Here is a 22,629-nt window from a genome sequence, read left to right on the forward strand (position 1 = left end):
TTCATGAAAAGTACTTATAAATAAGAAGAGATTGAGGGAGGGATATTCGTTGACCATTCAACAAGTTGTTTACATATTGATCACAGGGGCTCTCTTCATGGGTCTCGTCGCATACGTGTCATACCGCATGACGAAAGGAAAAGTCGAGAGTGCCGACGATTATTTCTTGGCTGGACGTGGTCTCACCGGTCTATTCATCGCCGGATCGCTTTTATTGACCAACTTGTCGGCCGAGCAATTGATCGGCTTGAACGGCCAATCGTTTGCCGGCAATATGTCCGCTATGGCATGGGAAGTCACGGCCGGCATCGCCGCCATCATCATGGCCCTCTTCTTACTTCCACGTTTTCTCGGCATCGGAATTTCAACGATTCCCGAGTTTTTGAGCCAGCGGTATGACGAGGACGTCCGCCGCTTGACGGTCCTGTTGTTTTTGTTCGGCTATATGTGCGTCACGATTCCATCGATGCTCTACTCAGGCGGCTTGGCCGTCCTGCAACTGTTTGACGTACCAGCCCTGCTCGGGATCAGCTTCGAGCAATCACTCTGGATGGTCATTTGGTTCATCGGGATTATCGGTGCCGTGTATGCCATTTTCGGAGGACTCCGTGCCGTTGCCGTTTCTGACACGTTGAACGGAATCGGCTTGATTATCATCGGATTCCTCGTCCCGACGCTTGGCTTTATCGCGCTCGGTGACGGCAATCTTGTTGATGGGATGAAGACGATCGCAACCGAGAATCCGGAGAAACTAAACGCGATCGGTTCAGAGAACGATTCCGTTCCGTTCTTGTCCATCTTCACGGGGATGATTTTTGCGAACTTATTTTATTGGGCACTCAACCAATATGTCATTCAACGGGCACTCGGGGCGAAGAACTTGGCCGAAGGTCAAAAAGGAGTGCTTTTCACCGGCTATTTGAAGTTGCTCGTCCCAATCTTCATGTTGCTCCCGGGGATTATCGCATTCCATTTGTATGGCACGAACGTCGACAAGGCCGACCTCGCTTATCCGAGCTTGATTGCCGACTTGTTGCCGATGTGGCTCATGGGCTTTTTCCTCGCCGTCTTGCTCGGTGCCGTGTTCAGCTCGTTCAACTCGCTGTTGAATAGTATCGCTACGCTATTCGTGCTCGATATTTACAAGCCGAAGTTCAAACCGGACGCATCAGACAAAGACTTGATTCGGGTCAGCAAATGGTTCGGGACGTTCGTCGCGCTCGTCTCGTTCTTCGTCGCTCCAAACTTGATGTATGCACCGGACGGCCTTTGGGACTTGATTCGCCGTTTCACCGGCTTCTTCAACATCCCGATTCTCGTCATCGTCTTAATCGGGATGCTCGTGAAGCGGGTGCCGCCGATCGCCGCGAAACTCGTCATCGGCTTCCACGTCGTCACGTATTACTTCCTCGTTTGGGGAACGGAGCAGTGGTTCGGCTTCGACCTCGGCATTAACTTCATTCACATTTACGGGATTTTGTTCGTCCTCGAGACGGCCATCATGCTCGTGTTCGCGAAAGTTCGTCCGATGCAACACATCAATCCGATTCGCATCGACCTCGGTCGCGTCAAACCTTGGCGCCATGCCATCTCGACGTCAATCATCCTGATTGCTTCGATGGTGTTCGTCTACTTCGTCTTCTCACCAATCGGTCTCGCCTATGCGGACGGGATCGTGTCGAGCTGGTTCTGGCCAGCGACACTCGCTTTGGTCGCGACGACGAGCGGGCTCGTCTGGACATCGTATCGCTACTGGTTGCCGCGTTATGAGGCATACTTGAACAATCTCGATACGACAGACACCGAGCGTGAAGAAGAAGCAATCGGTGAATGAACAGCGTCTCCTTTGCCAGTGGCAGAGGAGACATTTTTTTGCCTGGTTAGGGATTGATCGGCCTTGTGCTATGCTAAAAACACTAGACAATCCTCCGGAGGTGCCCGATGAACAAGCTTTTGGACGACCACTTTACTGACCTTCCCATCAAACCTGATTTTTCTGGGTCGGCGCTCGTCATGCGACAAGACGACATCCTGTTCGAACTTCAGCAAGGCTACGCGAATCGGGCCGAACAAATCGAAAATCAAACGTCGACCCGCTTCGGCATCGCTTCAGGCTGTAAGCTGTTCACAGCGATTGCCATCTGCCAGCTCGTCGAACAAGGAAAATTGGCGTTTACGTCGACACTCCGCGAGAGTTTGGACATCGACTTCCCCCGATTTGACCCAGCCGTGACAGTTAAACAGTTGCTCACCCACACGTCCGGCATCCCCGACTATTTCGACGAGTCTGTCATGGACGATTTCGAGGAATTGTGGCGACAGCGTCCAATGTATCACATCAGGCAGCTACGTGACTTTCTCCCGATGTTCCAGCACGAACCGATGCGACAAGAACGGGGCGTGTTCCAATACAATAATGCCGGGTATATCCTGCTCGGCCTCATCATCGAACAAGCGAGCGGGTTGACGTTCTCGGACTATATCGAACGATTCGTGTTCAAACCGGCCGACATGACCGATTCGGGGTACTTCTCCCTCGATGCCTTACCGGCGCACACGGCGCTCGGGTATATCGACAATGCGGACGGCTCGTGGCGGACGAACCACTATTCGATTCCCGTCAAAGGCGGCGCGGACGGCGGCGCGTTCGTGACGGCACAAGATATGGCCAAACTTTGGAACGCCCTGCTCGCTCATCGCCTGCTCGGGGAGGAGATGACGTCACGGTTGCTCACGCCTCACGTGCCAGTGAACGAAACAGGCGCACATTATGGATATGGTCTGTGGATTCAATTGGATGCGAAGCGACACGTCTTCAAATATCATGTCATGGGTTATGACCCCGGCGTCAGTTTTCATTCTGCTTACTATCCGGACACAGACATCGTCTCGGTCGTCTGTTCGAACGAGTCAGATGGTGCGTTCGACCTCATGAAAGCCATTGAAATGAAAGTAGGTGAAGGTTGATGGTCATTCGTCCTTATGAAGAAGCCGATTTTGAACAGATTCAAGCATTGAATGAAGCGGAAGGTTGGAGTCAACTCGTCCGACAACATGACTTGACGAAACAGGCGTGGCGGCAATCGAACGTTGCCTATGTCGTCGAGTCAGAAGGACTGGTGATTGCCTACTTGCGTGGGTTGACCGACACAACCGTGAGCCTGTACGTGTGCGAACTGCTCATCGCGGCCTCGCACCGTCGCCTCGGGATTGGCGAGCAGTTGTTGTCACACGTCCATGCGCTCTACCCCGAAACGCGTCTCGAGATGCTCGCGAGTGCTTCATCCCACACGTATTACGAAAAACTGAACTTCCGTCCGTTTTACGGGTACCGGAAGACGATTCACGAATAGGAGGAACTGTCATGAAACTAGCCATCGTGACCGGTGCATCGCGCGGCCTCGGCCGTGCCATCGCCGAGGAACTATTGAAGCGTGATTATGAGGTCGTCAATTTTTCACGGACGCAGGCGACCGATGCCTCGTTCCGTCACGTCAAGGTCGACTTAGCTGATCCGACAAGCACACTGGCCGCGATTGGACAGATGAAGCCGCTCATCGAGACGGCGACGTCCTTGCTCGTCGTCCAAAATGCGGCGTTGATTGAACCGATTCACCGGGCCGGTCAATTGGATGCTACGCAGCTTATCGCTCACGTCCAAGCCAACTTGCTCGCCCCGATGCTCTTGACGAACGCGGTGCTCGCATACGACTTGCCCGTCTCGCTCATCCATGTGACCTCTGGGGCCGCCAAGCGCCCCATCTCGGGCTGGAGTGCCTATTGTGCGACGAAAGCCGGGCTCGATCATTTCACCGAGACGGTCGCCCTTGAATTGACCGATACGGACGACAAAGTCGCCTTGTTCAATCCAGGCGTCATGGACACCGCGATGCAGGAAAGCATTCGGGCCTCGTCAGAAGACGCGTTCCGTGACGTTGAACAGTTCCGCTCCTATGTGACGGAAGGACGATTGCGCACCCCTGAGACGGTCGCCCGCATCTTGGCGAAACACTTGCTAGACGAGCCGTTCGAGAATGGCAAGACGTATTCGGTGTATGACCTAGACTGATTTTTCACCTGGTATAAAATTCAGCCACCCTTTTTAGGCTCAACCGCCTACACTAGAGACAGATGAAAAGAGAAAGGGTGGCTAAGTCATGAAGACGATTGCAGGAGGATTATTATTTTTCGGCTTGTTCAGTCTCGGATTGTCGTTCACGATGATTGGGGACACGGCGATTGTCGGAGCGATGGTGAGCGGTGTCGCCATCTTATGTAGCGTCGGGCTTTGGTTCGGAGCGACAGAAGTAACGCGCATCCGTGTTGCTCTCCTCGACAGCAAAAAAACGTCTTTCCCCGAATAAGGGAAAGACGTTTTTGGATTCATTGATTGTCTTCTTCTTCGTAATCATCATCAGCATATTCCTCGAAATCATACTCTTCGAAGTCCGCTTCATCGATAAAGATGTCGCGGTCATTGACGACGTGAATCGGACCGTTGGCCACATCGATTCGAATCGTCCATGCCCATGGAATGCGCAATCGGCTATAAACGCCTGTCCAGAATTCCATCGATTCTTGCTCGTATCGTTCGAACTCTGCCAGCAACTCTTTAAAGGTTACCCCTGACAACTGAAAGTTTGAGTCTTGGATTCGCTCGAGCGCATTATGTGTCGCCTCGAGTTCCGCCGCACGTACCATCTCTTCGGCCGTTGCCATCTCAAGAATGGTACCATCCGGTGGCAGAATGTCGTATACGTTAAACAATTCGCCTTCTTCTACTTCTTCATCAAACTCATAGTCGTCGTGCCGCATGCTTCATTCCTCCTCACTCTAGTTGAATCTCTTTCATTGTACCATTCCACTCCCTGTTAGAACGAAACATTCGTGTATATATTTTGGCAGGTAGGGAATCATAACAAAGGAATAGAATACGTATCAGCGAAAGGGGCCAATTGACCATGAACGAATCATTTCAAGCACTCGTCCTCGACAAGACGGATGACCATCTTCACGCCAAGGTGACGGACGTCAAACTCGACGCGCTTCCAAAAGAAGAAGACGGTAACGTCCTCGTCGAGGTTCATTATTCCGCACTCAATTATAAGGACGCCCTCGGTCTTACCGAACCCGGAAAAATTATTAACCAATACCCGTTCATCCCTGGATGTGAATTTGTCGGCAAAGTCGTCGAGTCCGATCATCTCGACTTCAAAGCCGGCGATGAAGTCATCGCCACCGGTTTCGGGATCGGCGAACGACATTTCGGCGGATTCAGTCAATTTGCACAAGTTCCCGGAAACTGGCTTGTAAAACTGCCTAAAGGTATGGACATGCGTGATGCCATCACGATCGGGACACCTGGATTGACAGCTATGCTTTCTATCGATGCGCTTGAGTCCGCTGGCGTTCGACCGGGGGAAGAAGTGCTAGTTACAGGTGCAACTGGAGGCGTAGGCAGTTTTTCGATTATCTTACTTCATAAACTTGGCTATCACGTCATCGCATCCACAGGAAAAACAGACTCCCCTTACTTGCAAGCACTTGGCGTTGACACCGTCATCGATCGACACGAGCTTGAGGGAGCGGTTCGTCCGTTAGCTCGACAGCGGTTTGACGCGGCAATCGATTCGATTGGCGGGGCCACTCTTGCGAATATTTTGAGTCAAACGCGTTATGAAGGTGCCGTTGCAGCTTGCGGACTTGTCGGCGGTTCCGACCTTCCAACAACTGTTTATCCGTTTATTTTGCGCGGAGTCAAATTAATCGGCATCGACTCGGTCATGCAACCCATCGTACGTCGTCTGAAGGCGTGGGAACGACTGGATGAGCTGCTTGATTCTAACGTGCTCAACCATATGATTCATGAGATTCCGTTGCATGACGTCCCTCGCCACGCTGAGGCGATGATGCGCGGCGAACTGAGCGGCCGGACCGTCGTTCGGATCCATGACTAACAAACAGGGCTGAATCCATCGATTCAGCCCTGTCTCTGTATTCTCCATGGTGGTGGAATTATAACGTGAATCCGGCTGGTGCGTCTTTGACGACGACAATCACCTTGCCTTGGTCTAATTTTTTCTCGAGTTGATCCGCTTCGGTCGATGAGAAGCCGAGCTGTTCGAATTGGGCTCGAAGCTCGTCCCCTTTTTTACGGAACACATTTTTCGCGGCTGTCCCTAAGCCGACGTCTGATGCCGATACCGTATTCGCGTCGGCGTTATCGGCCACACGGTCGGTCCGGTCATCGTCATGGGTGACGACATAAATGTGCTTGTCTTCAATCCCTTTCGCTTTCATCGATTGAATGGCGGTCACAACTTCTTCATCATTTGTAAACTCTTTGTACAAAACTGACATGTCTGTTCTCCTCCTTCGATAGCGTTACATTAAGAGTTATTACCCTCTTCTGCAAAATTTACACAGTGAACTACTCACCACTTGCTTGCTTCGCAACCTTAAGTGGGAGCTTCTTGGGAAGACCGTGCTTTGAACAGCCACGGTTATGGGCCAAGCTCGTCGGGCAGTCCCTGCCCTAAAGACATGATATCCTCAGCGAGGCGCAACAGGTTGAGGCTCGCGTTGACGTCGCGGTCGTGGTGCGCGCCGCACGCGGCACACGTCCACTCCCGGGTTTGTAAGTCCTTCCTGCCGCCGTTCTCGCCGCAGCTCGAGCAGACCTGGGTCGAGGCGAACCACGGGTCGGCCTTGATCAGCGTCCGCCCGTGGAACTTACATTTATATTCGAGTTGTCGGACGAACTCGCCCCATCCGGCGTCCCCGATCGACTTCGCCAGGCGGCGGTCCTGCATCATCTCCCTCGTTCGGAGCGTCTCGACCACGACGACTTGGTTCTCGTCGACGATGCGTCGCGACAGCTTGTGGAGGAAGTCATGGCGTCGGTTCCGTACCTGTTCATGCTTTTTGGCCAACAGGAGCCGGGCCTTCTCGCGGTTCCGGCTGCCGGGCTTCTTGCGGGCGAGCGCGCGTTGCGCCCGTTTGAGCCGCGCCTCGGCCTGTCGCAGGTTGCGCGGGTTCGCGATTTTCTCCGTGACGAGCGCATCGTTCGTCATGGTGGCGAAGTGAACGAGCCCGAGGTCAATCCCGATGTTGTGCTCGGCCGGGACCCACGGCTCGTCAGCCTGCTCGACGAGGAGCGACACGAAGAACGTGCCCGTCCTCGTCATCGACACGGTCGCCGACCGGATCTCCCCGTCGAAGCCGCGATGCTGTGTGAACCGGATGAACCCGACCTTCGGGAGCCGGACGCGGTCTCCCTCGATGCGGACCGTGCCGTGCTGGTTGTTCGTCGTGTAGGACGCGCGCGCCTTCCGTCTCGACTTGAACACCGGGAAGCCGGCCGTCCCGGCGAAGAACTTCGCGAACGCCGCGTCGAGGTGCAGCTTCGCGTTGGCGAGCGCGAGGCTGTCCGCCTCGCACAGGAACGGGAACAGCGGCTTGTAGGAGGCCGGCGTCGGCGGTTTCCGCTGCGGCCCGCCGCTCGCCTTCGCCTCCTCGCGGATGGCGATGCGGTCCTCGAGCAGCTTGTTGTAGATGAAGCGGGCGCAGCCAATCGTCTTGACCAGGAACTCGGCTTGCGCCACGGTCGGATGGAGCCGGTATTTGTAGCCCTTCAGCATGTCCGTTCCTCCTTCACACCCGGTATCAGGATGATGCTCGTCTCATTCCGATACCCACGGAGGGGACGAGGAAATCTGACGGAATCGCGAACTTTTGTTCGTTATATTTGTCACAGGGACATTCGAAGGGTTCGCAAGCAGGCGATTCATCACCCACTTTCGCCCGGCCATGCCCCGAGACGCTTAGAGGTGGGCGAATTCTCGCTTAATTATGTAAAAAAACGATGACAATTGTCATCGTTTCGTTAAACGGCCGGTTCTTGGCCTTTTAATTTTTTTAATTCATCGAGCAAAATGTCCGATTCGTTGAATGGAATCGACTCTTGTCCGACTCGTTCGACATGGTCATGACCTTTTCCGACGACGACGATCCGTTTCCCGACGAGCGCTTGTTGCGCTGCATGGCGCAAAGCATCTCGCCGTTCCTCGAACGTCACGTAATGCGTGTTCGAATCAACACCTTCGAGCAATCCATCGATGATGTGCCTCGGGTCTTCCGTCCGCACGTCATGTACCGTCACGATTAAATCGTCTGAATAGCGGCTCGCGATTCGACCCATCTCTGCCCGCTTCGTCGGATCTCGGTCTCCGGCCGCGCTCAAGACGACCACGAGCTCTCGCTCACCTTGCTGAAGCGTCGACAAACATTTTTCGAGTCCGTCCGGCGTATGGGCATAGTCGATATAAATCTCGCCATCTTCCGTATCAAGTCGCTCGAGACGACCTTTTGGAAGCGTGAGTCCTGGCACGTTGGCGATGATGGAGCGCAACATCAGTTCCGACGTCGAGACGAGACCGATGGCCGCAGCCAGGTTGGCGGCGTTGAATGCGCCCATGAAGCGGACCGGCGCCTCAATCGTCAGTGCGTTCATTTTGACGACTACCGTTTGGTCATGCCAAATGACTTGGATATCGGCCGGTACGTCCGCATGCGTGCTATACATGATACGTCGACGGGTCGGGGCAAAGGCGGCCATCGTTTTACTGGCCGGGTCTTCGGCGTTCAAAATAATGGCGTCCCCGTCTGTCGTTTCGACTTGTTCGAATAATCGGGCTTTGGCCCGGGCGTACTCGTCCATTGAGCGATGGTAATCCAAGTGGTCATGCGTCAAGTTCGTGAACGCCGCCGCGTGAAATCGGACGCCTTCGACACGTCCTTCCATCATTGCATGCGAGGAGACTTCGACGACACAGTCGGTCACGCCGGCATCCGCCATCTCGGCCAAAATACGATGTAAGACGACGGCTTCCGGCGTCGTATTTGGTGTTTTTAATGTTTGATCTTTATAACGTGCTCCAATCGTACTGACAATCCCGACCGGCCGTCCGGACAGACGAAATAGATCATATGTCAATGTCGCGGTCGTCGTTTTGCCATTCGTACCGGTGACACCGTAAATACGCATCCGATGTGAGGGGTGGTCATAAAAGGCACTGGCCACCACGCCGGCTGTCCGCTTCGTGTCCGCGACGACAAGGTTCGGCACCTCAAGATCAAGCGGGTATTCCGAGATGACAGCAACCGCTCCTTTGGAGACGGCGTCCTCAGCGAATTCATGTCCGTCCACCGTATAACCGCGGATACAGATAAATAAATTCCCTGGACTGACCTTTCTGGAATCTGTCTCAATTCCGGTCACCCATGGATCGCGTTCGATGTCATCCATCTCATTTTCTAGAATGGCGGATAAACGTTTCGTCCTCATGCTGTGTACTTCCTTTCTCATGGGTGTCGCTAGGTTCGCAAACCTTATCGTCATGGTACTAGATATTAGGCTGTAATGGAGATGACAAATATATTACTTCCCTTTTTACGTGCAATGCAATCGCCCAACCAAAAAATTCCTAGTCCAGGACGGGACTAGGAATGTGTTTCGCTGTCGGTGAACCGAAGTCCTTGCTCATGAAGCGCGGTTTCCAAGATTCGCAGCACACTTGGCCCGACCCCATGTAAGGCCGCAATCTCTTGCTTCGTATACGTGGCCAACTGTTCGAGCGTATCGATATAGGCGGCCTTGAGCGCCCGTTCGGCCGGCGCCGAACATTTCGGAAGTGGTGTCATCCAATTCCCTCCTCTCGTCCTGAATCTCGTTCGATCGTCGGGAGACAGGCGAGGACACGTTCCATACAAAATGTCCGACGGGCCTTCTTGCGTATATCCCACGCGACAAGTCGATCGCCTTGCAGCTTCATCAGTTTGACGCGTCGCTTTGAAATGACCCCGTTCCGATCGATATACACCATTTCCACGACTTGTCCGTTCCGCATCCAACGCATGACCTCTTGCCTCATCTGATCTCCCTCCTTTGTTACCTTTATTATATCGAACATTTGTTCGTAATTCCAGTCTAGAGGTGTGCGTTCGAGCGATTTGCCGTATGCTAGAAGAAATGAATCTTTTGCGAAAGGGGTACGCCCGTTATGACATATGTCATGTTGGCCGTTTTGGCCATCGTCCTATTCATCTCCATGATTTATGCCGCCAAAGCCTTGCCAAATTTGCGAAATGTCTTATTCAACCGCGGCAGCCTGTTCGGCCAAGACACCGAGACCGTCACGTGTCCGAACTGTAAGAAAACGTTCAAACGGTCCGGTGGGAACACCCAGACATGCCCTCACTGTTATACGTCGTTTTAACTACAAAACAGCCAACATTCCGCTCATCAGCGGAACATTGGCTGTTTTTGAATGTGCTCGAATCGGAAAGTAACCGTTTACGTTCACCCTATAAGTGAAATAAGAAGGTTACGTCATTTGCCCGCAACCCAACCACGAGAGAGTCTCATTCTGAAGGAGTCCACCATGTCATTCATATCCGATCACGATTTATACGCACGCATGTTAAACCGCGACACTTCTGCGCTCGAACTGCTGTACGACCGTTATGAGCGCATCCTATATTCACTCGCCCTCCGCTTGACGATGCGAGCCGACTTGGCCGAGGCCGTCCTCTCCGAAGTGTTCACCGAGCTTTGGAAACGTCGTCTGCCGCTCGATTTGACGACCCATCGGCTGAAAACTCATTTGTTCGAACGTGTGGAGACCGCAGCGCTACGTCTAGTCGCGAGCGCTTAAACCCGTCTGCTCTACCGCTCGATGCAACACTTCTAGAATCCCATCCGCATACATGCCCTCGGTGACACGACCATGTTCTCGTTTGGCTTCTTCCGTCCCGTTGCCAAGTACATAGCCGTTGCCGACATACCCCAACATTCCTAAATCGTTCCCACTATCACCGAACGCGTAGACGTGCTCGGTTTGAAACGTATATCGGTCGCACACGTAGTCGACTGCAGCGACTTTCCCCGCCCCTCGTGGAATGAAATCAATATCGTAGGCGCCGTCTGGGTCTCCGGCGAGCGGATTGCAACGACTGACGTTGACGGCGATCTCGAAGTCATCGGCACTCGAACGAATGTGCTCGAGCTCCTGTGCGCTCTCGCCGAAGTAATAATAATTGTGCATCCAGCCGCTTGTGCCAAGATTCGTCTGTGGTTCAATCGTGAGTGTCCGCCCTAGCCTGTCGACGACTTGGGTAACGCGGTCTGAAAAATCATCGGGAAACCGTGACGAATAACCGGGATCGAGCTCCAGTTGCCCGGACGCCGTCACTTGATACAGCTCTGTCCCGAGACTCGCCGCGATTCGATGTGGGAAGTAACGCATCTCGGCCCGCTTCACTTTCTCCATAATCGTCTCGAGCGAACTCCCCGTCACCCACATCGTCGATAAGCGATGCGAGTACATATCGAGAAAATCTTCGAGTTGGCGCAATCGTATTAACTGGTCAACAGAGCAAGCATGCGGGAAGTACGTCTCGTCGAAATCAAAACAGATGAGCGTCCGTCCTTCCTTTGTAAATCGTTTCATCGTCATCCTCCTTGTGTCGCCATACCCCTTCTCGTATAGTAAAAGGAGAAAGGACGTGCAACATGAAAAATCGTTTAAGCCGCTACTACTGTCAGTATAGCGGAATCGTGATCGGGTTCGGACTTGTCTTCGCCTTTTTGTTCGGCATACGGACATATTCATTTTGGCAACAATGGCTCCCGAACGGATTTGCGCTTCTCATCACATTCCTCACAGCAATGCTGTTTAGTTACGTGACGTATCGACTGCTCAGTGCCTTGAATTTGAAACTCTTTCACCGCCTCGGCGACGCGACATCGACATGCTCCCGTTAAACACGGGACTACATAACGACCGTTCACAAAATAGTCACCTCAAATAGGCATCCATTTCACGGTTTCATCCGTTAGATCAATACAAGGGATTCCCTTATGGATAAAGGAGACAGCCATGACTGATATTGAATTGTACGAGCGCGTCAGGCAAAAAGACAAACAAGCGCTCGAGGCACTTTATGATCGCTACGAACGAATCCTGTATGCCTTTGTCATGCAGTTGACGAAAGACCGCGACCTCGCCGAAGAAGCGATGCAGGAAGTATTCATCAAGCTGTGGCGCGGCGGCGGCGTATATGATGACTCAAAAGGAAAATTCAAATCGTGGCTGTTCACGATGAGCCGTCACGTCACGATCGACTTGATTCGCAAACGAAAACCCGACCTGCAACTAGACGAGTCTTACGCTGAAGCCATCCCGTCCCCGGCCCCGTCCGTCGAGACCGAGGTCGAATGGCAAGAAGAGCGAACGCAAATCGAGACGGCGATGGCCGAGCTTCCGGTCGAGCAACAACAAGTCGTCCGTCTCATGTATTTCCAAGGGCTCAGCCAACAAAAGATCGCCGATGCGTGTGGCATCCCGCTCGGCACCGTAAAAGGAAGGATTCGATTAGCGTTGAAACAGTTACGAAGGCATCTATCCCATGATTTGATCGATAAGGAGGTGGAACGATGAACGCTTGTGACCAATTGATTGATTATTTCAACCAGCATTTGACGGAAGACGAACGCATCCGGTTTGAAGCGCATCTCGCGACATGTCAAACGTGTCAAGAAGAGCTCGAACAACTCGAGGCCCTCGTCGGCGGCGTCGCGTTCCTCTCTGAACCGGCTGAACCACCGAGCGGGATGAAGGCACGCATCCTCGACAACGTGTTCGCAGAAGACGATACGGAGACAGCGTCGAAACCAGACGAACCGACCCCGATCACACCGTTCACTGCCACGAAGAAGAACCAGAAGACGCCATGGGGAGCGCTCGCTCTCGCAGCCGCACTCATGCTCTCCTTGATTGGGAACGGCTACCTGCTATTGAACCAAGATGACCCGAGCGGCATCGCCTTGACCGAGACGGTACCGCTCGAAGGCGATTCGGAAGGCGTGGCTTATCTGGCCGAACAGGACGGTGAGCGTCAGCTCATCGTCCAAACGAACGGACTCGATGCGCTCGAAGCGAACGAGGTATATCAAGTTTGGCTCATAAAAGACGACTCCCCGATTCCGACCGGGGCGTTCGTGACGGACGACAAAGGGAACGGGACCGTCATCTATACGCTCGATTCGACCGAATCAGAGATGGACTGGGATACCGTTGCTGTCACGAAAGAACCCGAACGGGGCAACACGGCACCCGAGGGCGACATCGTCCTCATTGCCAGCCTATAAGCAAGGACCGAATGACCTGACGCACCGCGCGTACGTGTCATTCGGTTCTTTTTTCGTTATGATGATAGAAAAGGAGTGGTACATATGCGTCAGCCTAAAATTGGTGTCGTCGGTCTCGGCGGCATCGCTCAGAAAGCGTACTTACCGATTTTAACGAACAGCACGTCGTTCGAACTCGTCGGTGCCTATTCCCCGACCGTCGCCAAACGTGAGGCGATCTGTCGAGCCCACCGGATGGAATCATTCACGGGACTGCCCGAGCTCGCGGCAGCCGTCGACGCGGCGTTCGTCCACAGTTCGACCGAGACGCATTTCGACGTCGTCTCTTATCTGCTCGCAAACGGTGTCGATGTGTATGTCGACAAACCGCTCGCCGCGACAATCGAACAGGTGGAACGTCTCGTCGAGCTGGCCGAGCAGACGAACCGGAAGCTCATGGTCGGTTTCAATCGCCGGTTCGCCCCGATGTATCAGCACGTGAAAGAAGCCGCTCCGTTCCACACGCTCGACTTCGTCAAGCATCGCGGGGACGGATTGCGCGGCCACGACTATCAGTTCACATTGCTCGATGACTATTTGCATGTCGTCGACACGCTCCGGTACTTCGCCGGAAGCGAGTTGCGCTTAGTGACGGGCCAAATCGCGACGACCGAGGCGAACGGTCTCCACTTCGCGCGCCATATCTGGCAAGACGAATACGGACTGCACACGACATCGATGCACCGCAAGGCCGGGACCAATCACGAAGGGCTGAGTGCCATCCGGGACGGACTTCGCGTGACGGTCGATGAGATGGTGACGCTTCAACGGTTCGAGCACGGCGCCCATTCAACGAAGACGTTCGGGTCATGGGACACGCTCCTGACCCAACGAGGCTTCCAAGGGGCGATCGACCACTTTATCTCGGCAGTAACCGAGGATACGGCCATCATGACGGACGGTCGTGAGGCGCTCCTCACACAACAGCTGGTGACGGATTTGTTCGTCTCACACTAAAAGGAGGCGTATCAAATGGATTTCTTTTTCTACATCATGGTCATCGTCGTCGTGTCCATCGCCGCAGACACGTTCAACAAGACACGGAAGGCGCGTTTAGAAGAACTTCGACTCAAAATCGAGCAAGAGAAACTCGCGATTCAGCGGCTCGAACTCGAGATGAAGCGCGACGAAGACAAACTCGATCATCACGGATTTTAAAAAGACGATCGGCCCAGAGCGGGTCGGTCGTCTTTGGTTATAAGATATGGCGCTCCTCAGCTTGACGTGTCTCGCGGACACGCTTTTGCCGTCGTTCGGTGAGTGTCGACCAGGTGACGGCCGTGATGATGCAGGCGGCACCGATGAAGAAGTTGCGGTCGAGCCGTTCGTCGAGGACGAGCCAGCCGAGGTAACCCCCGACGAGCGGTTGGAAGAAGAAAAACAGCGACCCGACGCTCGCATCCATGAGTTCGATCCCTTTGTTCCAAAAGAAGAACGCCCCGGCCGTCGAAATGATGCCAACGTATAACACACTGAGCCACAACACCGTGGTCATATCCGGCAAACCGGATGCGGCCACTTCCATTCCCATGAGCGGCGTCATCAATACGAAGGCGATGCCGATGGCGAACGTCGTGATCGTTAACGACGACATCGTCTCGGAAGCGATTTTCACATAGATGGACATGAGCGCCCACGTGATGGCGGCACCGACCAAGACGAGGCTACCGATGAAATACGTGCCTTCGACGTGCCAGCCGACGACGATGATGACCCCTAGCGTCGCCAACAGAAGTGACCCGATTTTGACAGGTGTGAGCCGCTCTTTCAAGATCAACCGGGCGAAGATCACCATGAACGCCGGCGTCGCCGCCGTCACAAGCGATCCGGTATGGGCATCTGAGAGTTTCGTGCCGATGAATTGAAATGAAATCGAGGCGACATAGCCGACGACGCCGACGAGCGCGATCCACTTCCAGGCGCTCCTGGTAATCTGCTCGCGTCCGAACGCCCACCACATTATAAACAGAACGACAAAGGCGACGGCGTAGCGCATCCAGACGAGCGTGAACGGTTCGATATAGCCGAGCGCATACTTACTGACGACGTACATCCCGCCCCAAATGCTGGCGGCGAGCGTTAAACTGATAGCACCGAGCCATTCCTTGCGCATAGCGTCTCTCCTTTCTGATGCCTAAACAATACGACATTGCCCCCTAATATTCCTGTCTCACTAGTTGTCGAATTGACCGAAATCGCTTACAATAACTCTAATGATGATTGAAAGGAGGGAGAAAGGTGAACTTTGTCGGACGTACGCATTGGTCAACAGAACATTTGTACATTTTGCGTGCGATTTTTCACGATGTCGCGTAACCACAGGACCCGTCTGTCCTTTTTTAGACATTGCTGAAATACGACAAAGCGCCTCTCTTTCTTGCCGAGCGCTTCTTTGCGCTCGGTTTTTTTGATAGGCCTCTACTTTAGGAGGAACCATCTATGTTAATCGAATTACAACATATTCAAAAACAATTCGGCGGCCACGCCGTCTTAATCGATGCCAATCTTCAGGTAAACGCAGGCGAGCGAATCGGGCTCGTCGGACGGAACGGGAGCGGCAAGACGAAACTCCTACACCTCATCGTCGGCGCCGATTCGCCCGACGAAGGGACGATCTATCGAAAACAACGGCTGACGATTGGCTATTTGGCCCAGATTCCTGCCCATCCCGGTAAATCAGGGCGAGACGTACTCTATACCGCGTTCGCCGAGTTGACGAGACTCGGTGACGAGATGCGACGACTCGAGGAACAGATGATCTCAAGTGACGACATCGACTCACTCCTCGAGACGTACGGAGCCCTGCAGATGCGCTATGAGAACGGCGGCGGCTATGCCATCGATTCGAAAGTGAATGCGATGATCGATGGATTACGGCTCACAAGTTTCGTCGACCGCCCATTCGACACACTCAGCGGCGGAGAACGGACCAAAGTCGGGCTCGCCTTGGCGTTGCTCCAAGAGCCGGAACTGCTCATCCTCGACGAACCGACGAACCATCTCGATTTAGAAGCGATGACTTGGCTCGAGTCATTCCTGCGTGACAGTCCGTCCACGCTTCTCCTCGTCTCACACGACCGCGTGTTTCTCGACGCCGTCGCCACACGCATCGTCGAATGTGAGGACGGGGAGTTGGGTAGTTTTGATGGCAACTACAGCGCGTTCGTCGCCCAAAAAGAAAAGAAGTTGCTCGATCAATTCCATGCCTATACGGAGCAACAAAAGAAAATCAAGAAGATGAAGGAAACGATTCGACAGCTAAGACAGTGGGCGAACGAAGGCAATCCACCGAACGAGAAGTTTTATCGGCGCGCCAAATCGATGGAGAAAGCGCTCGCCCGCATCGAGACGATCAAAAAACCACGACTCGAGGCCGTTCAACCGGACATTCAGTTCACGGCTCAGGGGCGGACCGGACGCGATGTGTTCGAGGCGACCGACGTGACGGTCACTTACGACCGGACCGTCTTCGAACACGTCTCGTTCTACGCCGGTCATGGCGAACGCATCGCCATCGTCGGCCCAAATGGGAGCGGCAAGTCGACCCTGTTGAAAGTGTTGCTCGGTCACCTCGAACCGGCGACAGGCGAGGTGCGACGAGCGGAACGGGCCCAAATCGGCTACTTGTCCCAACACATCGACTTTGATGACTCCCATCGGCTCATCGAGGCGTTCCGTGACCGCATCGCTGTCGATGAAGGGAAGGCCCGTCAATTGCTGGCCCAGTTCCTCTTCTATGGCGCGAGCGTCTTCAAACCGGTCAAAGATTTGAGCGGCGGTGAGAAGATGCGGCTCATGCTCGCCATCCTCATGCACGAGGACATCAACGTGCTCGTGTTAGACGAACCGACGAACCATCTCGACATCGAAGCGCGTGAGGCACTCGAAGACGCACTCGACCGCTTTACCGGCACGCTCGTCGCCGTCTCACACGACCGCTACTTCTTGAACAAGCTGTTCCCGATCACGTATTGGCTTGATGGGACAGCGACACATTTCCCGGGAAACGTGTCGTATGCGCTCGAGAAACGGCAACATGAAATGAACGCAGAGGTCGTCGTTCCTAAACCGAAACTCGTGAAACCGAAGCAAGAAACGACTCGCGACACCTCAGTTGATGAAGCTCGCCTGACCGAGCTCGAAGCATCACATCAAGCACTCCTGCACCAGATGAATGAGACGAACGATTTAGAAGAATTAATGACGTTGCAGCAACAAGCCGATGCGCTCCAAGCAGACATCGACACATTGTTGAATCAGTTGCTCGAATCGATTTAATCAAAAACGACGCCCTTAGCGGCGTCGTTTTTGTTCGAACCAAGCTTGGACAAGAAAGCCCGTCACGCCAAGCGCCATCAAAAAATAGGGCACGATACGTGGGACAGCACCCGTTTCCCCCATCATCATGAGGATTAATCCGCTCACGAACGTCCCGAGCCAATATATTTTCGGCATGTCGTCACTCCTCTACAATTTTCCCTTGTAATTTGTCAGAATTTTTCGTAAAATATTTTGAAATTCTTATTTCCAGATATGGAAAGGAGACGCGCTCATGCCAAAACGAAACTGGGAGACGATTCTCCGATTCACCCTCGTCGTCACCATCACGGCCACTACGTTCCTCTACGTCCGCTACTCGACCGAAATTAAAGAACGCGAGCGGGCTTTGGAGCAGTACCTTGCGACTCATTATAACATTTCGGCGGAAACCTATTCGATTGACGGTACCCTTTCCTTAAGCGGCTACGTCTATGATTTGACGTTCGAAGATGAACCTGACGCCGCTTACACGTTTCAGGTCAAACAGGCCGCAGACGGCCATCGTGTGAAGTTTGAACAAGCAGATGGCAAACAACCAGACCGGGTCGCCACGTTCGCCCCATAAGAAAAAGCGCCACGTCTGTGGCGCTTAACGGTGAGCGTTTCTAGTAGAGCGGACTTTCACCCGACCGAGAAAGTTCCCGGCCGACCGTCCCATGCAATCAATCGATACGTGCTAGAAAATGGACGCGGTTCAGAACGCGATTTCGGAGCGTTCGTTCGTCTGAACATCAATCTGGCCCTGCACAGAGACATTGCCTCCAAAACGGCCATGACTGCGTTTCAACGTAATAAGGTTGAAATCCATCATGAACCTCATCATGCCCACCTGTTTTGAAACACCGAGCTTCCTAGACGTTTTGCCTCCCACATATCCTTTTTGTCTGCCCCTCACCTCTCGCGCGAGGTCAGGTGGACGACAGTTTGAATCAGGAGATCACCTAGTCCGCCGGTCTTTCAACCAACTTGTCTCTCGTTTCACCGAGCCGGCCTCAGTCAAACAACGATTGAATCTTCGTTTCATCCGTTGCCCCCTTTCAGCTCAACACGTTGAATGAGGACTACACTAATACATTAACCGTTTTACGTGACATCGAATCCCTGTTCACCATTTCTTCAAAATTTAGTCGTCGATATAATGGTCGAGCGCATAGGCGACGCCATCGTCCTCAACATCCTTCGTGATATGGGTGCTGATGTCTTTCAACGGATCGACGGCGTTCCCCATCGCAATCCTCGTTTCCGCCACTTCGAACATCGAGATGTCGTTCAAATTGTCCCCGATGGCCACAATATCCGCTTGTGGAATGCCGTGATGCTCTGCCAACTGCGTCAAGGCCATCCCTTTGCTCGCATTCGGATGACCGATCTCGATTTTTGTCCAGCCTGCCGTCGTGATCAAAATGTCGGTCCGAGGCTCATACAGTTTCCGGAGCTCGTGCAGTTTGCGCCGATCGAACGAATAGACAAAGACTTTGTACACTTCGTCGGCCTCAAAATCGATGTCCTCGATTGCATCAACATATGTCAGCCCGAACTGTTCGTTTTGAATTTCAATCTCTCGCTCGCCCCATTCCCGTGAGAACGATTGGTCGTGTGGCAACACCTCATCCAACTCGCCCTTCAGTAAATCGGTACCCGAACGGAGTACTTTCACCCCGGCATTCGTATAAAATTCGACGTACGCTCCGTGCTCATGGGCCACATCCCACAACTCCTGTACGACGTCTTTCGGGAGCGCGTGGTAATAAATGCGCTCATTCTCATAGAAAGCGATCGCCCCGTTCCCGGACAAGATTGGACAAGTCAATCTGCTCCGTCGCAGCAACTCTTCGATATCGTGAATCGATCGGCCCGAAGAGATGGCGACCAAATCTCCCTCGGCTTGGCGACGCCGGATTGCGTCTTGGTTCGTTTCTGTGATGACACCAGTTCGAGACAATAACGTCCCGTCTAAATCGATGGCAATCAATTTCATATTCCAATCTCCTTTCAAACACGTCTCATCATTCCATTCCCCGAATTCATCCATCTCAACGCAAGGAAGACACCATTCTGGCATATAGGCGTTTTCCTTTCACGCAAATAGGGAAATATTTATTAGTCCTAAATAATAATTTGTGCGTTTGGAAAGGAGTCCTCATGAACACTTCACCTGAAAAGCCACGCTTGAATCGCGTGTTCTACATTTCGGCGAGTCTCATCGCTCTCCTCGTCCTGTTTGGCGCGATTCGTCCGACGTTGTTCGCGACGATTGCCGGGAACATCTTCAACTTCACGACCCGTTCGTTCGGTTGGTTTTACTTACTTGCCGTCTTTTTGTTCGTCGTCTTCCTCGTCTTCCTCGCGTTCAGTAAATACGGGAAGATTCGGCTCGGGACGGACCAGGACCGTCCGCAATACCCGTTCTTCACTTGGATCGGGATGCTGTTCTCCGCTGGTTTCGGGGTCGGACTCGTCTTTTGGGGCGTTGCCGAACCGATGAGCCATTTCATCACCCCTCCGTATGCGGATACGACCGAGCTGACCGTCGAAGGAGCTCAATTGGCCATGGCATATTCCTTCTTCCATTGGGGCGTCAGCCAATGGTCCGTCTTCGCCATCGTCGGCTTGATTATCGCGTATTTCCAGTTCCGCCGAAATGCGGACGGCCTTATTTCGACGAGTCTGTCTCCGCTCATTAAAGACCGGGCTTATAAACAGCCGCTCAATCAAACGATTGATATTTTAGCCGTCATCGCGACCGTCATGGGTGTCGCCACGTCACTCGGTCTCGGTGTGCTCCAAATCAACGGTGGTTTGAACAGTGTCTTCGGGTTGCCGAACACAGCGCTCGTCCAAGTATTGATTATCGTTGTTTTGACCGTCTTGTTTTTGACTTCGACGACGACCGGTCTCGACCGCGGCATCAAATGGCTCAGTAATATCAACCTCGGGACCGCGCTCGTATTGATGGTATTCGTGTTCTTTGCCGGCCCGACCATCTTTATTTTAGAGACGTTCACGCTCGGGTTAGGGGATTACTTACAGAACTTTATCCGCTACAGTCTTCGTTTGCAGCCGTACCAGCAAGGGACGTGGGTGCGTGATTGGACCATCTTCTACTGGGCATGGGCCATCGCTTGGTCGCCGTTCGTCGGTGCATTCGTCGCCCGCGTCTCACGCGGCCGAACGATTCGTGAGTTTATCGTCGGGGTGCTCATCGTGCCACCGTTCATCGCGCTCTTGTGGATTGCCGTGTTCGGCGGAACGGCCCTTCACCTCGACTTATTCGAAGGAACATCGATTGCGCAAGCGGTCGATGCCGATGTGACGAGTGCCTTGTTCGTCACGTTCGCCGAACTTCCGTTCAGCTTTGTTTTATCCGTCTTGTCGATTCTGTTGATTCTTACTTTCTTGATCACGTCAGCCGATTCGGCGACGTACATCATCAGCAGTATGACGACGAATGGTAGTTTGAATCCACCGCTCACTGTCCGAATCGTTTGGGGCATTTTGCTCGGCGGAATCGCCGCCGTTCTATTGATCGCGAGCGGGCTCGAGGGATTGCAGACCGCTTCACTCATCTCCGCCCTCCCGTTCACCGTCATCTTGATTCTGATGGTGTACACGCTGTTCAGTCTATTACGCAAAGAAAATGTCCGTAAAATCAAATAGGAATTGGGGTCGCCTCAAAGGCGGCCTTTTCTTTTGGGGATGCGTCCCTCCATATTGACACGTGCAAAGGCGATTGCTACGCTTTTGTCAGCATGACACGCAAGTCAAAGGGGGAAACGATATGGCTCAAGATTTCACACGGGCGTACGCGGAAACACGCGACGCCAGCGACTCGCTCGCACCATACCGGGGAGAATTTTATTTGCCGCAAGACGGTATTTATATGGACGGTAACTCGCTTGGCCTGTTATCGAAACGGGCCGAACGGACGTTACTCGAATCACTGAGCGATTGGAAAGAGCTCGGGATTGATGGCTGGATGTCGGGACGCCACCCATGGTTCAACTTGTCAGAACAATTGGCCGCACTTAACGCCCCGCTCGTCGGAGCCAGAGCCGAGGAAGTGATGGTCACCGGGTCGACGACGGTCAACTTGCACCAACTCGTCGCCTCATTCTTTAAACCGGAAGGCAAGCGGACGAAGATTTTAGCCGACACGCTCACCTTCCCATCTGACATCTACGCCTTGAAGAGTCAACTCGAGCTCCGCGGACTCGACCCGAGCGAACATTTGGTCCAAGTCTCGAGCCCGGACGGACGCTACTTGAAGGAAGAAGACATCATCGCAGCGATGACAGACGACATCGCCTTGATCGTCTTGCCGACCGTCCTCTATCGCAGCGGACAAATCCTCGATATGGCCCGTCTCGCCAAGGCGGCACACGAACGAGACATCTTGATCGGCTTGGACGCTTGTCATTCGGTCGGCGCCATCCCGCACGCATTCCACGACTGGGGTGTCGACTTCGCCTACTGGTGCAACTATAAGCATTTGAATGGCGGACCTGGCAGCGTCGGCGGTCTATTCGTTCACGAGCGTCACTTCGGGACGACGCCTGGCCTGGCCGGTTGGTTCGGTTCACGCAAAGATAAACAGTTCGACATGGATCATACGATGACGCCGGCCGATGACGCCGGTGCGTTCCAAATCGGGACGCCGCACGTTTTGAGCCTGGCCCCGCAACTTGGTGCCCTCGAGATGTTCAACGAGATCGGGATGGACGCCATCCGCGAGAAATCGCTCGCCTTGACGACGTATATGACCGCACTGATTGACGAAGTGCTCGCACCATACGGCTTCGTTATCGGCAGTCCGCGCAACGAGACACAGCGTGGTGCCCATTTGAGTCTCGAACACCCTGAGGCGGCCCGCATTTGTAAAGCGCTCAAACAGCATCGCGTCATCCCGGACTTCCGGGCCCCGAACATCATCCGACTCGCACCGGTCGCGCTCTACAACACGTTCACCGATGTGTATGATGTCGTGATGACGTTACAGACAATTATGGAAAACAAAGAATACGAGGCGTTCGAGAACGTCCGCGAAGTCGTGGCCTAAGGAG

General features: G+C 53.5%; 27 protein-coding genes. 17 read left to right on the plus strand and 10 right to left on the minus strand.

Annotation, left to right across the window (positions count from 1 at the left end; genetic code table 11):
- The first annotated feature begins 49 nt into the window (after nt 1-49).
- The 5 genes from KNP78_RS05350 (at nt 50) to KNP78_RS05370 (ending at nt 4,364) form a co-directional block, all read left to right on the plus strand.
- Complete coding sequence (locus KNP78_RS05350; protein WP_214823388.1) at nt 50-1,834, plus strand: solute:sodium symporter family transporter; 1,785 nt, start codon at nt 50-52, stop codon at nt 1,832-1,834.
- A 107-nt stretch (nt 1,835-1,941) separates the two neighbouring features.
- Nucleotides 1,942-2,967: a serine hydrolase domain-containing protein gene (locus KNP78_RS05355; protein WP_214823389.1), complete on the plus strand. Its 1,026-nt coding sequence runs from the start codon at nt 1,942-1,944 to the stop codon at nt 2,965-2,967.
- Nucleotides 2,967-3,353 carry a GNAT family N-acetyltransferase gene (locus tag KNP78_RS05360; protein ID WP_214823390.1) on the plus strand — a complete coding sequence of 129 codons (387 nt, stop codon included), beginning with the start codon at nt 2,967-2,969 and terminating at the stop codon, nt 3,351-3,353. Before KNP78_RS05355 ends, KNP78_RS05360 begins: the two co-directional genes overlap by 1 nt.
- 11 nt (nt 3,354-3,364) lie before the next feature.
- Nucleotides 3,365-4,069: an SDR family NAD(P)-dependent oxidoreductase gene (locus KNP78_RS05365; protein WP_214823391.1), complete on the plus strand. Its 705-nt coding sequence runs from the start codon at nt 3,365-3,367 to the stop codon at nt 4,067-4,069.
- An 88-nt stretch (nt 4,070-4,157) separates the two neighbouring features.
- On the plus strand, nt 4,158-4,364 hold the full coding sequence (locus KNP78_RS05370; RefSeq protein WP_034779520.1) for a hypothetical protein: 207 nt from the start codon (nt 4,158-4,160) through the stop codon (nt 4,362-4,364).
- Nucleotides 4,365-4,383: 19 nt separating this feature from the next.
- Here KNP78_RS05370 and KNP78_RS05375 read toward each other — a convergent pair whose 3' ends face one another.
- Entirely contained in the window at nt 4,384-4,815 is a 432-nt protein-coding gene (locus KNP78_RS05375) for a hypothetical protein (protein WP_034779522.1), read from the minus strand.
- 146 nt (nt 4,816-4,961) lie between these two features.
- Between KNP78_RS05375 and KNP78_RS05380 the strand changes: the two genes are divergently transcribed.
- Entirely contained in the window at nt 4,962-5,957 is a 996-nt protein-coding gene (locus KNP78_RS05380) for an MDR family oxidoreductase (protein WP_138858656.1), read from the plus strand.
- Nucleotides 5,958-6,015: 58 nt separating this feature from the next.
- Here KNP78_RS05380 and KNP78_RS05385 read toward each other — a convergent pair whose 3' ends face one another.
- The 5 genes from KNP78_RS05385 to KNP78_RS05405 all read right to left on the minus strand — a co-directional run bounded on the left by KNP78_RS05385 (nt 6,016) and on the right by KNP78_RS05405 (nt 9,932).
- A complete protein-coding gene (locus KNP78_RS05385; protein ID WP_029594538.1) occupies nt 6,016-6,360 on the minus strand; it encodes a YflT domain-containing protein in 345 nt (114 codons plus the stop codon).
- Between the two features lie 143 nt (nt 6,361-6,503).
- On the minus strand, nt 6,504-7,640 hold the full coding sequence (locus KNP78_RS05390; RefSeq protein WP_214823392.1) for an RNA-guided endonuclease TnpB family protein: 1,137 nt from the start codon (nt 7,638-7,640) through the stop codon (nt 6,504-6,506).
- 245 nt (nt 7,641-7,885) lie between these two features.
- The gene (locus KNP78_RS05395; protein WP_214823393.1) at nt 7,886-9,346 is read right to left on the minus strand and encodes a UDP-N-acetylmuramoyl-L-alanyl-D-glutamate--2,6-diaminopimelate ligase; all 1,461 of its coding nucleotides are present in this window, start codon (nt 9,344-9,346) and stop codon (nt 7,886-7,888) included.
- A 155-nt stretch (nt 9,347-9,501) separates the two neighbouring features.
- The gene (locus KNP78_RS05400) at nt 9,502-9,702 is read right to left on the minus strand and encodes a helix-hairpin-helix domain-containing protein (RefSeq protein WP_214796553.1); all 201 of its coding nucleotides are present in this window, start codon (nt 9,700-9,702) and stop codon (nt 9,502-9,504) included.
- Complete coding sequence (locus KNP78_RS05405) at nt 9,699-9,932, minus strand: hypothetical protein (RefSeq protein WP_029594535.1); 234 nt, start codon at nt 9,930-9,932, stop codon at nt 9,699-9,701. The genes KNP78_RS05400 and KNP78_RS05405 overlap by 4 nt, the downstream gene beginning before the upstream one ends.
- Nucleotides 9,933-10,061: 129 nt before the next feature.
- Here KNP78_RS05405 and KNP78_RS05410 point away from each other — a divergent pair, with 129 nt between their 5' ends.
- Together KNP78_RS05410 and KNP78_RS05415 are read left to right on the plus strand one after the other, a co-directional pair.
- Nucleotides 10,062-10,277 (plus strand): hypothetical protein, encoded by a 216-nt coding sequence (locus KNP78_RS05410; RefSeq protein WP_235420224.1) that lies wholly within the window; start codon nt 10,062-10,064, stop codon nt 10,275-10,277.
- Nucleotides 10,278-10,442: 165 nt separating this feature from the next.
- On the plus strand, nt 10,443-10,715 hold the full coding sequence (locus KNP78_RS05415; protein WP_214796552.1) for an RNA polymerase sigma factor: 273 nt from the start codon (nt 10,443-10,445) through the stop codon (nt 10,713-10,715).
- Here the strand turns inward: KNP78_RS05415 and KNP78_RS05420 are convergent.
- Nucleotides 10,698-11,510, minus strand: a complete 813-nt coding sequence (locus KNP78_RS05420) for an HAD-IIB family hydrolase (protein WP_214796551.1) — start codon at nt 11,508-11,510, stop codon at nt 10,698-10,700. The genes KNP78_RS05415 and KNP78_RS05420 overlap by 18 nt on opposite strands.
- A gap of 62 nt (nt 11,511-11,572) precedes the next feature.
- Here KNP78_RS05420 and KNP78_RS05425 point away from each other — a divergent pair, with 62 nt between their 5' ends.
- The 5 genes from KNP78_RS05425 to KNP78_RS05445 all read left to right on the plus strand — a co-directional run bounded on the left by KNP78_RS05425 (nt 11,573) and on the right by KNP78_RS05445 (nt 14,407).
- Nucleotides 11,573-11,824, plus strand: a complete 252-nt coding sequence (locus KNP78_RS05425; protein WP_029594531.1) for a hypothetical protein — start codon at nt 11,573-11,575, stop codon at nt 11,822-11,824.
- 115 nt (nt 11,825-11,939) lie between these two features.
- Nucleotides 11,940-12,500 (plus strand): RNA polymerase sigma factor, encoded by a 561-nt coding sequence (locus tag KNP78_RS05430; RefSeq protein ID WP_214796550.1) that lies wholly within the window; start codon nt 11,940-11,942, stop codon nt 12,498-12,500.
- Nucleotides 12,497-13,210, plus strand: coding sequence for an anti-sigma factor (locus KNP78_RS05435; RefSeq protein ID WP_214823394.1), 714 nt, complete (start codon nt 12,497-12,499; stop codon nt 13,208-13,210). The genes KNP78_RS05430 and KNP78_RS05435 overlap by 4 nt, the downstream gene beginning before the upstream one ends.
- Before the next feature lie 84 nt (nt 13,211-13,294).
- The gene (locus tag KNP78_RS05440) at nt 13,295-14,206 is read left to right on the plus strand and encodes a Gfo/Idh/MocA family protein (RefSeq protein ID WP_214823395.1); all 912 of its coding nucleotides are present in this window, start codon (nt 13,295-13,297) and stop codon (nt 14,204-14,206) included.
- Between the two features lie 15 nt (nt 14,207-14,221).
- On the plus strand, nt 14,222-14,407 hold the full coding sequence (locus KNP78_RS05445; protein WP_021065953.1) for a hypothetical protein: 186 nt from the start codon (nt 14,222-14,224) through the stop codon (nt 14,405-14,407).
- Between the two features lie 37 nt (nt 14,408-14,444).
- On the opposite strand, the gene KNP78_RS05450 is transcribed toward KNP78_RS05445, so the two are convergent.
- The gene (locus tag KNP78_RS05450) at nt 14,445-15,362 is read right to left on the minus strand and encodes a DMT family transporter (protein WP_214823396.1); all 918 of its coding nucleotides are present in this window, start codon (nt 15,360-15,362) and stop codon (nt 14,445-14,447) included.
- 326 nt (nt 15,363-15,688) lie between these two features.
- Here KNP78_RS05450 and abc-f point away from each other — a divergent pair, with 326 nt between their 5' ends.
- Nucleotides 15,689-17,527, plus strand: coding sequence for a ribosomal protection-like ABC-F family protein (gene abc-f, locus KNP78_RS05455; protein ID WP_214823397.1), 1,839 nt, complete (start codon nt 15,689-15,691; stop codon nt 17,525-17,527).
- A 15-nt stretch (nt 17,528-17,542) separates the two neighbouring features.
- Here the strand turns inward: abc-f and KNP78_RS05460 are convergent, their stop codons facing one another.
- Nucleotides 17,543-17,704 carry a hypothetical protein gene (locus KNP78_RS05460; protein WP_034779568.1) on the minus strand — a complete coding sequence of 54 codons (162 nt, stop codon included), beginning with the start codon at nt 17,702-17,704 and terminating at the stop codon, nt 17,543-17,545.
- A gap of 97 nt (nt 17,705-17,801) precedes the next feature.
- Between KNP78_RS05460 and KNP78_RS05465 the strand changes: the two genes are divergently transcribed.
- The gene (locus KNP78_RS05465; RefSeq protein WP_214823398.1) at nt 17,802-18,134 is read left to right on the plus strand and encodes a hypothetical protein; all 333 of its coding nucleotides are present in this window, start codon (nt 17,802-17,804) and stop codon (nt 18,132-18,134) included.
- A 558-nt stretch (nt 18,135-18,692) separates the two neighbouring features.
- Here the strand turns inward: KNP78_RS05465 and KNP78_RS05470 are convergent.
- Entirely contained in the window at nt 18,693-19,547 is an 855-nt protein-coding gene (locus KNP78_RS05470; RefSeq protein WP_138858645.1) for an HAD family hydrolase, read from the minus strand.
- Between the two features lie 164 nt (nt 19,548-19,711).
- Between KNP78_RS05470 and KNP78_RS05475 the strand changes: the two genes are divergently transcribed.
- Both KNP78_RS05475 and kynU read left to right on the plus strand, forming a co-directional pair.
- Nucleotides 19,712-21,226, plus strand: coding sequence for a BCCT family transporter (locus tag KNP78_RS05475; RefSeq protein ID WP_214823399.1), 1,515 nt, complete (start codon nt 19,712-19,714; stop codon nt 21,224-21,226).
- 121 nt (nt 21,227-21,347) lie between these two features.
- The gene (kynU, locus tag KNP78_RS05480) at nt 21,348-22,625 is read left to right on the plus strand and encodes a kynureninase (protein WP_214764454.1); all 1,278 of its coding nucleotides are present in this window, start codon (nt 21,348-21,350) and stop codon (nt 22,623-22,625) included.
- Nucleotides 22,626-22,629 lie beyond the last annotated feature (4 nt).

Origin of the sequence: Exiguobacterium sp. s28 (genome assembly GCF_018618135.1) — a bacterium.
Classification (GTDB): Bacteria; Bacillota; Bacilli; order Exiguobacteriales; family Exiguobacteriaceae; genus Exiguobacterium; species Exiguobacterium mexicanum_A.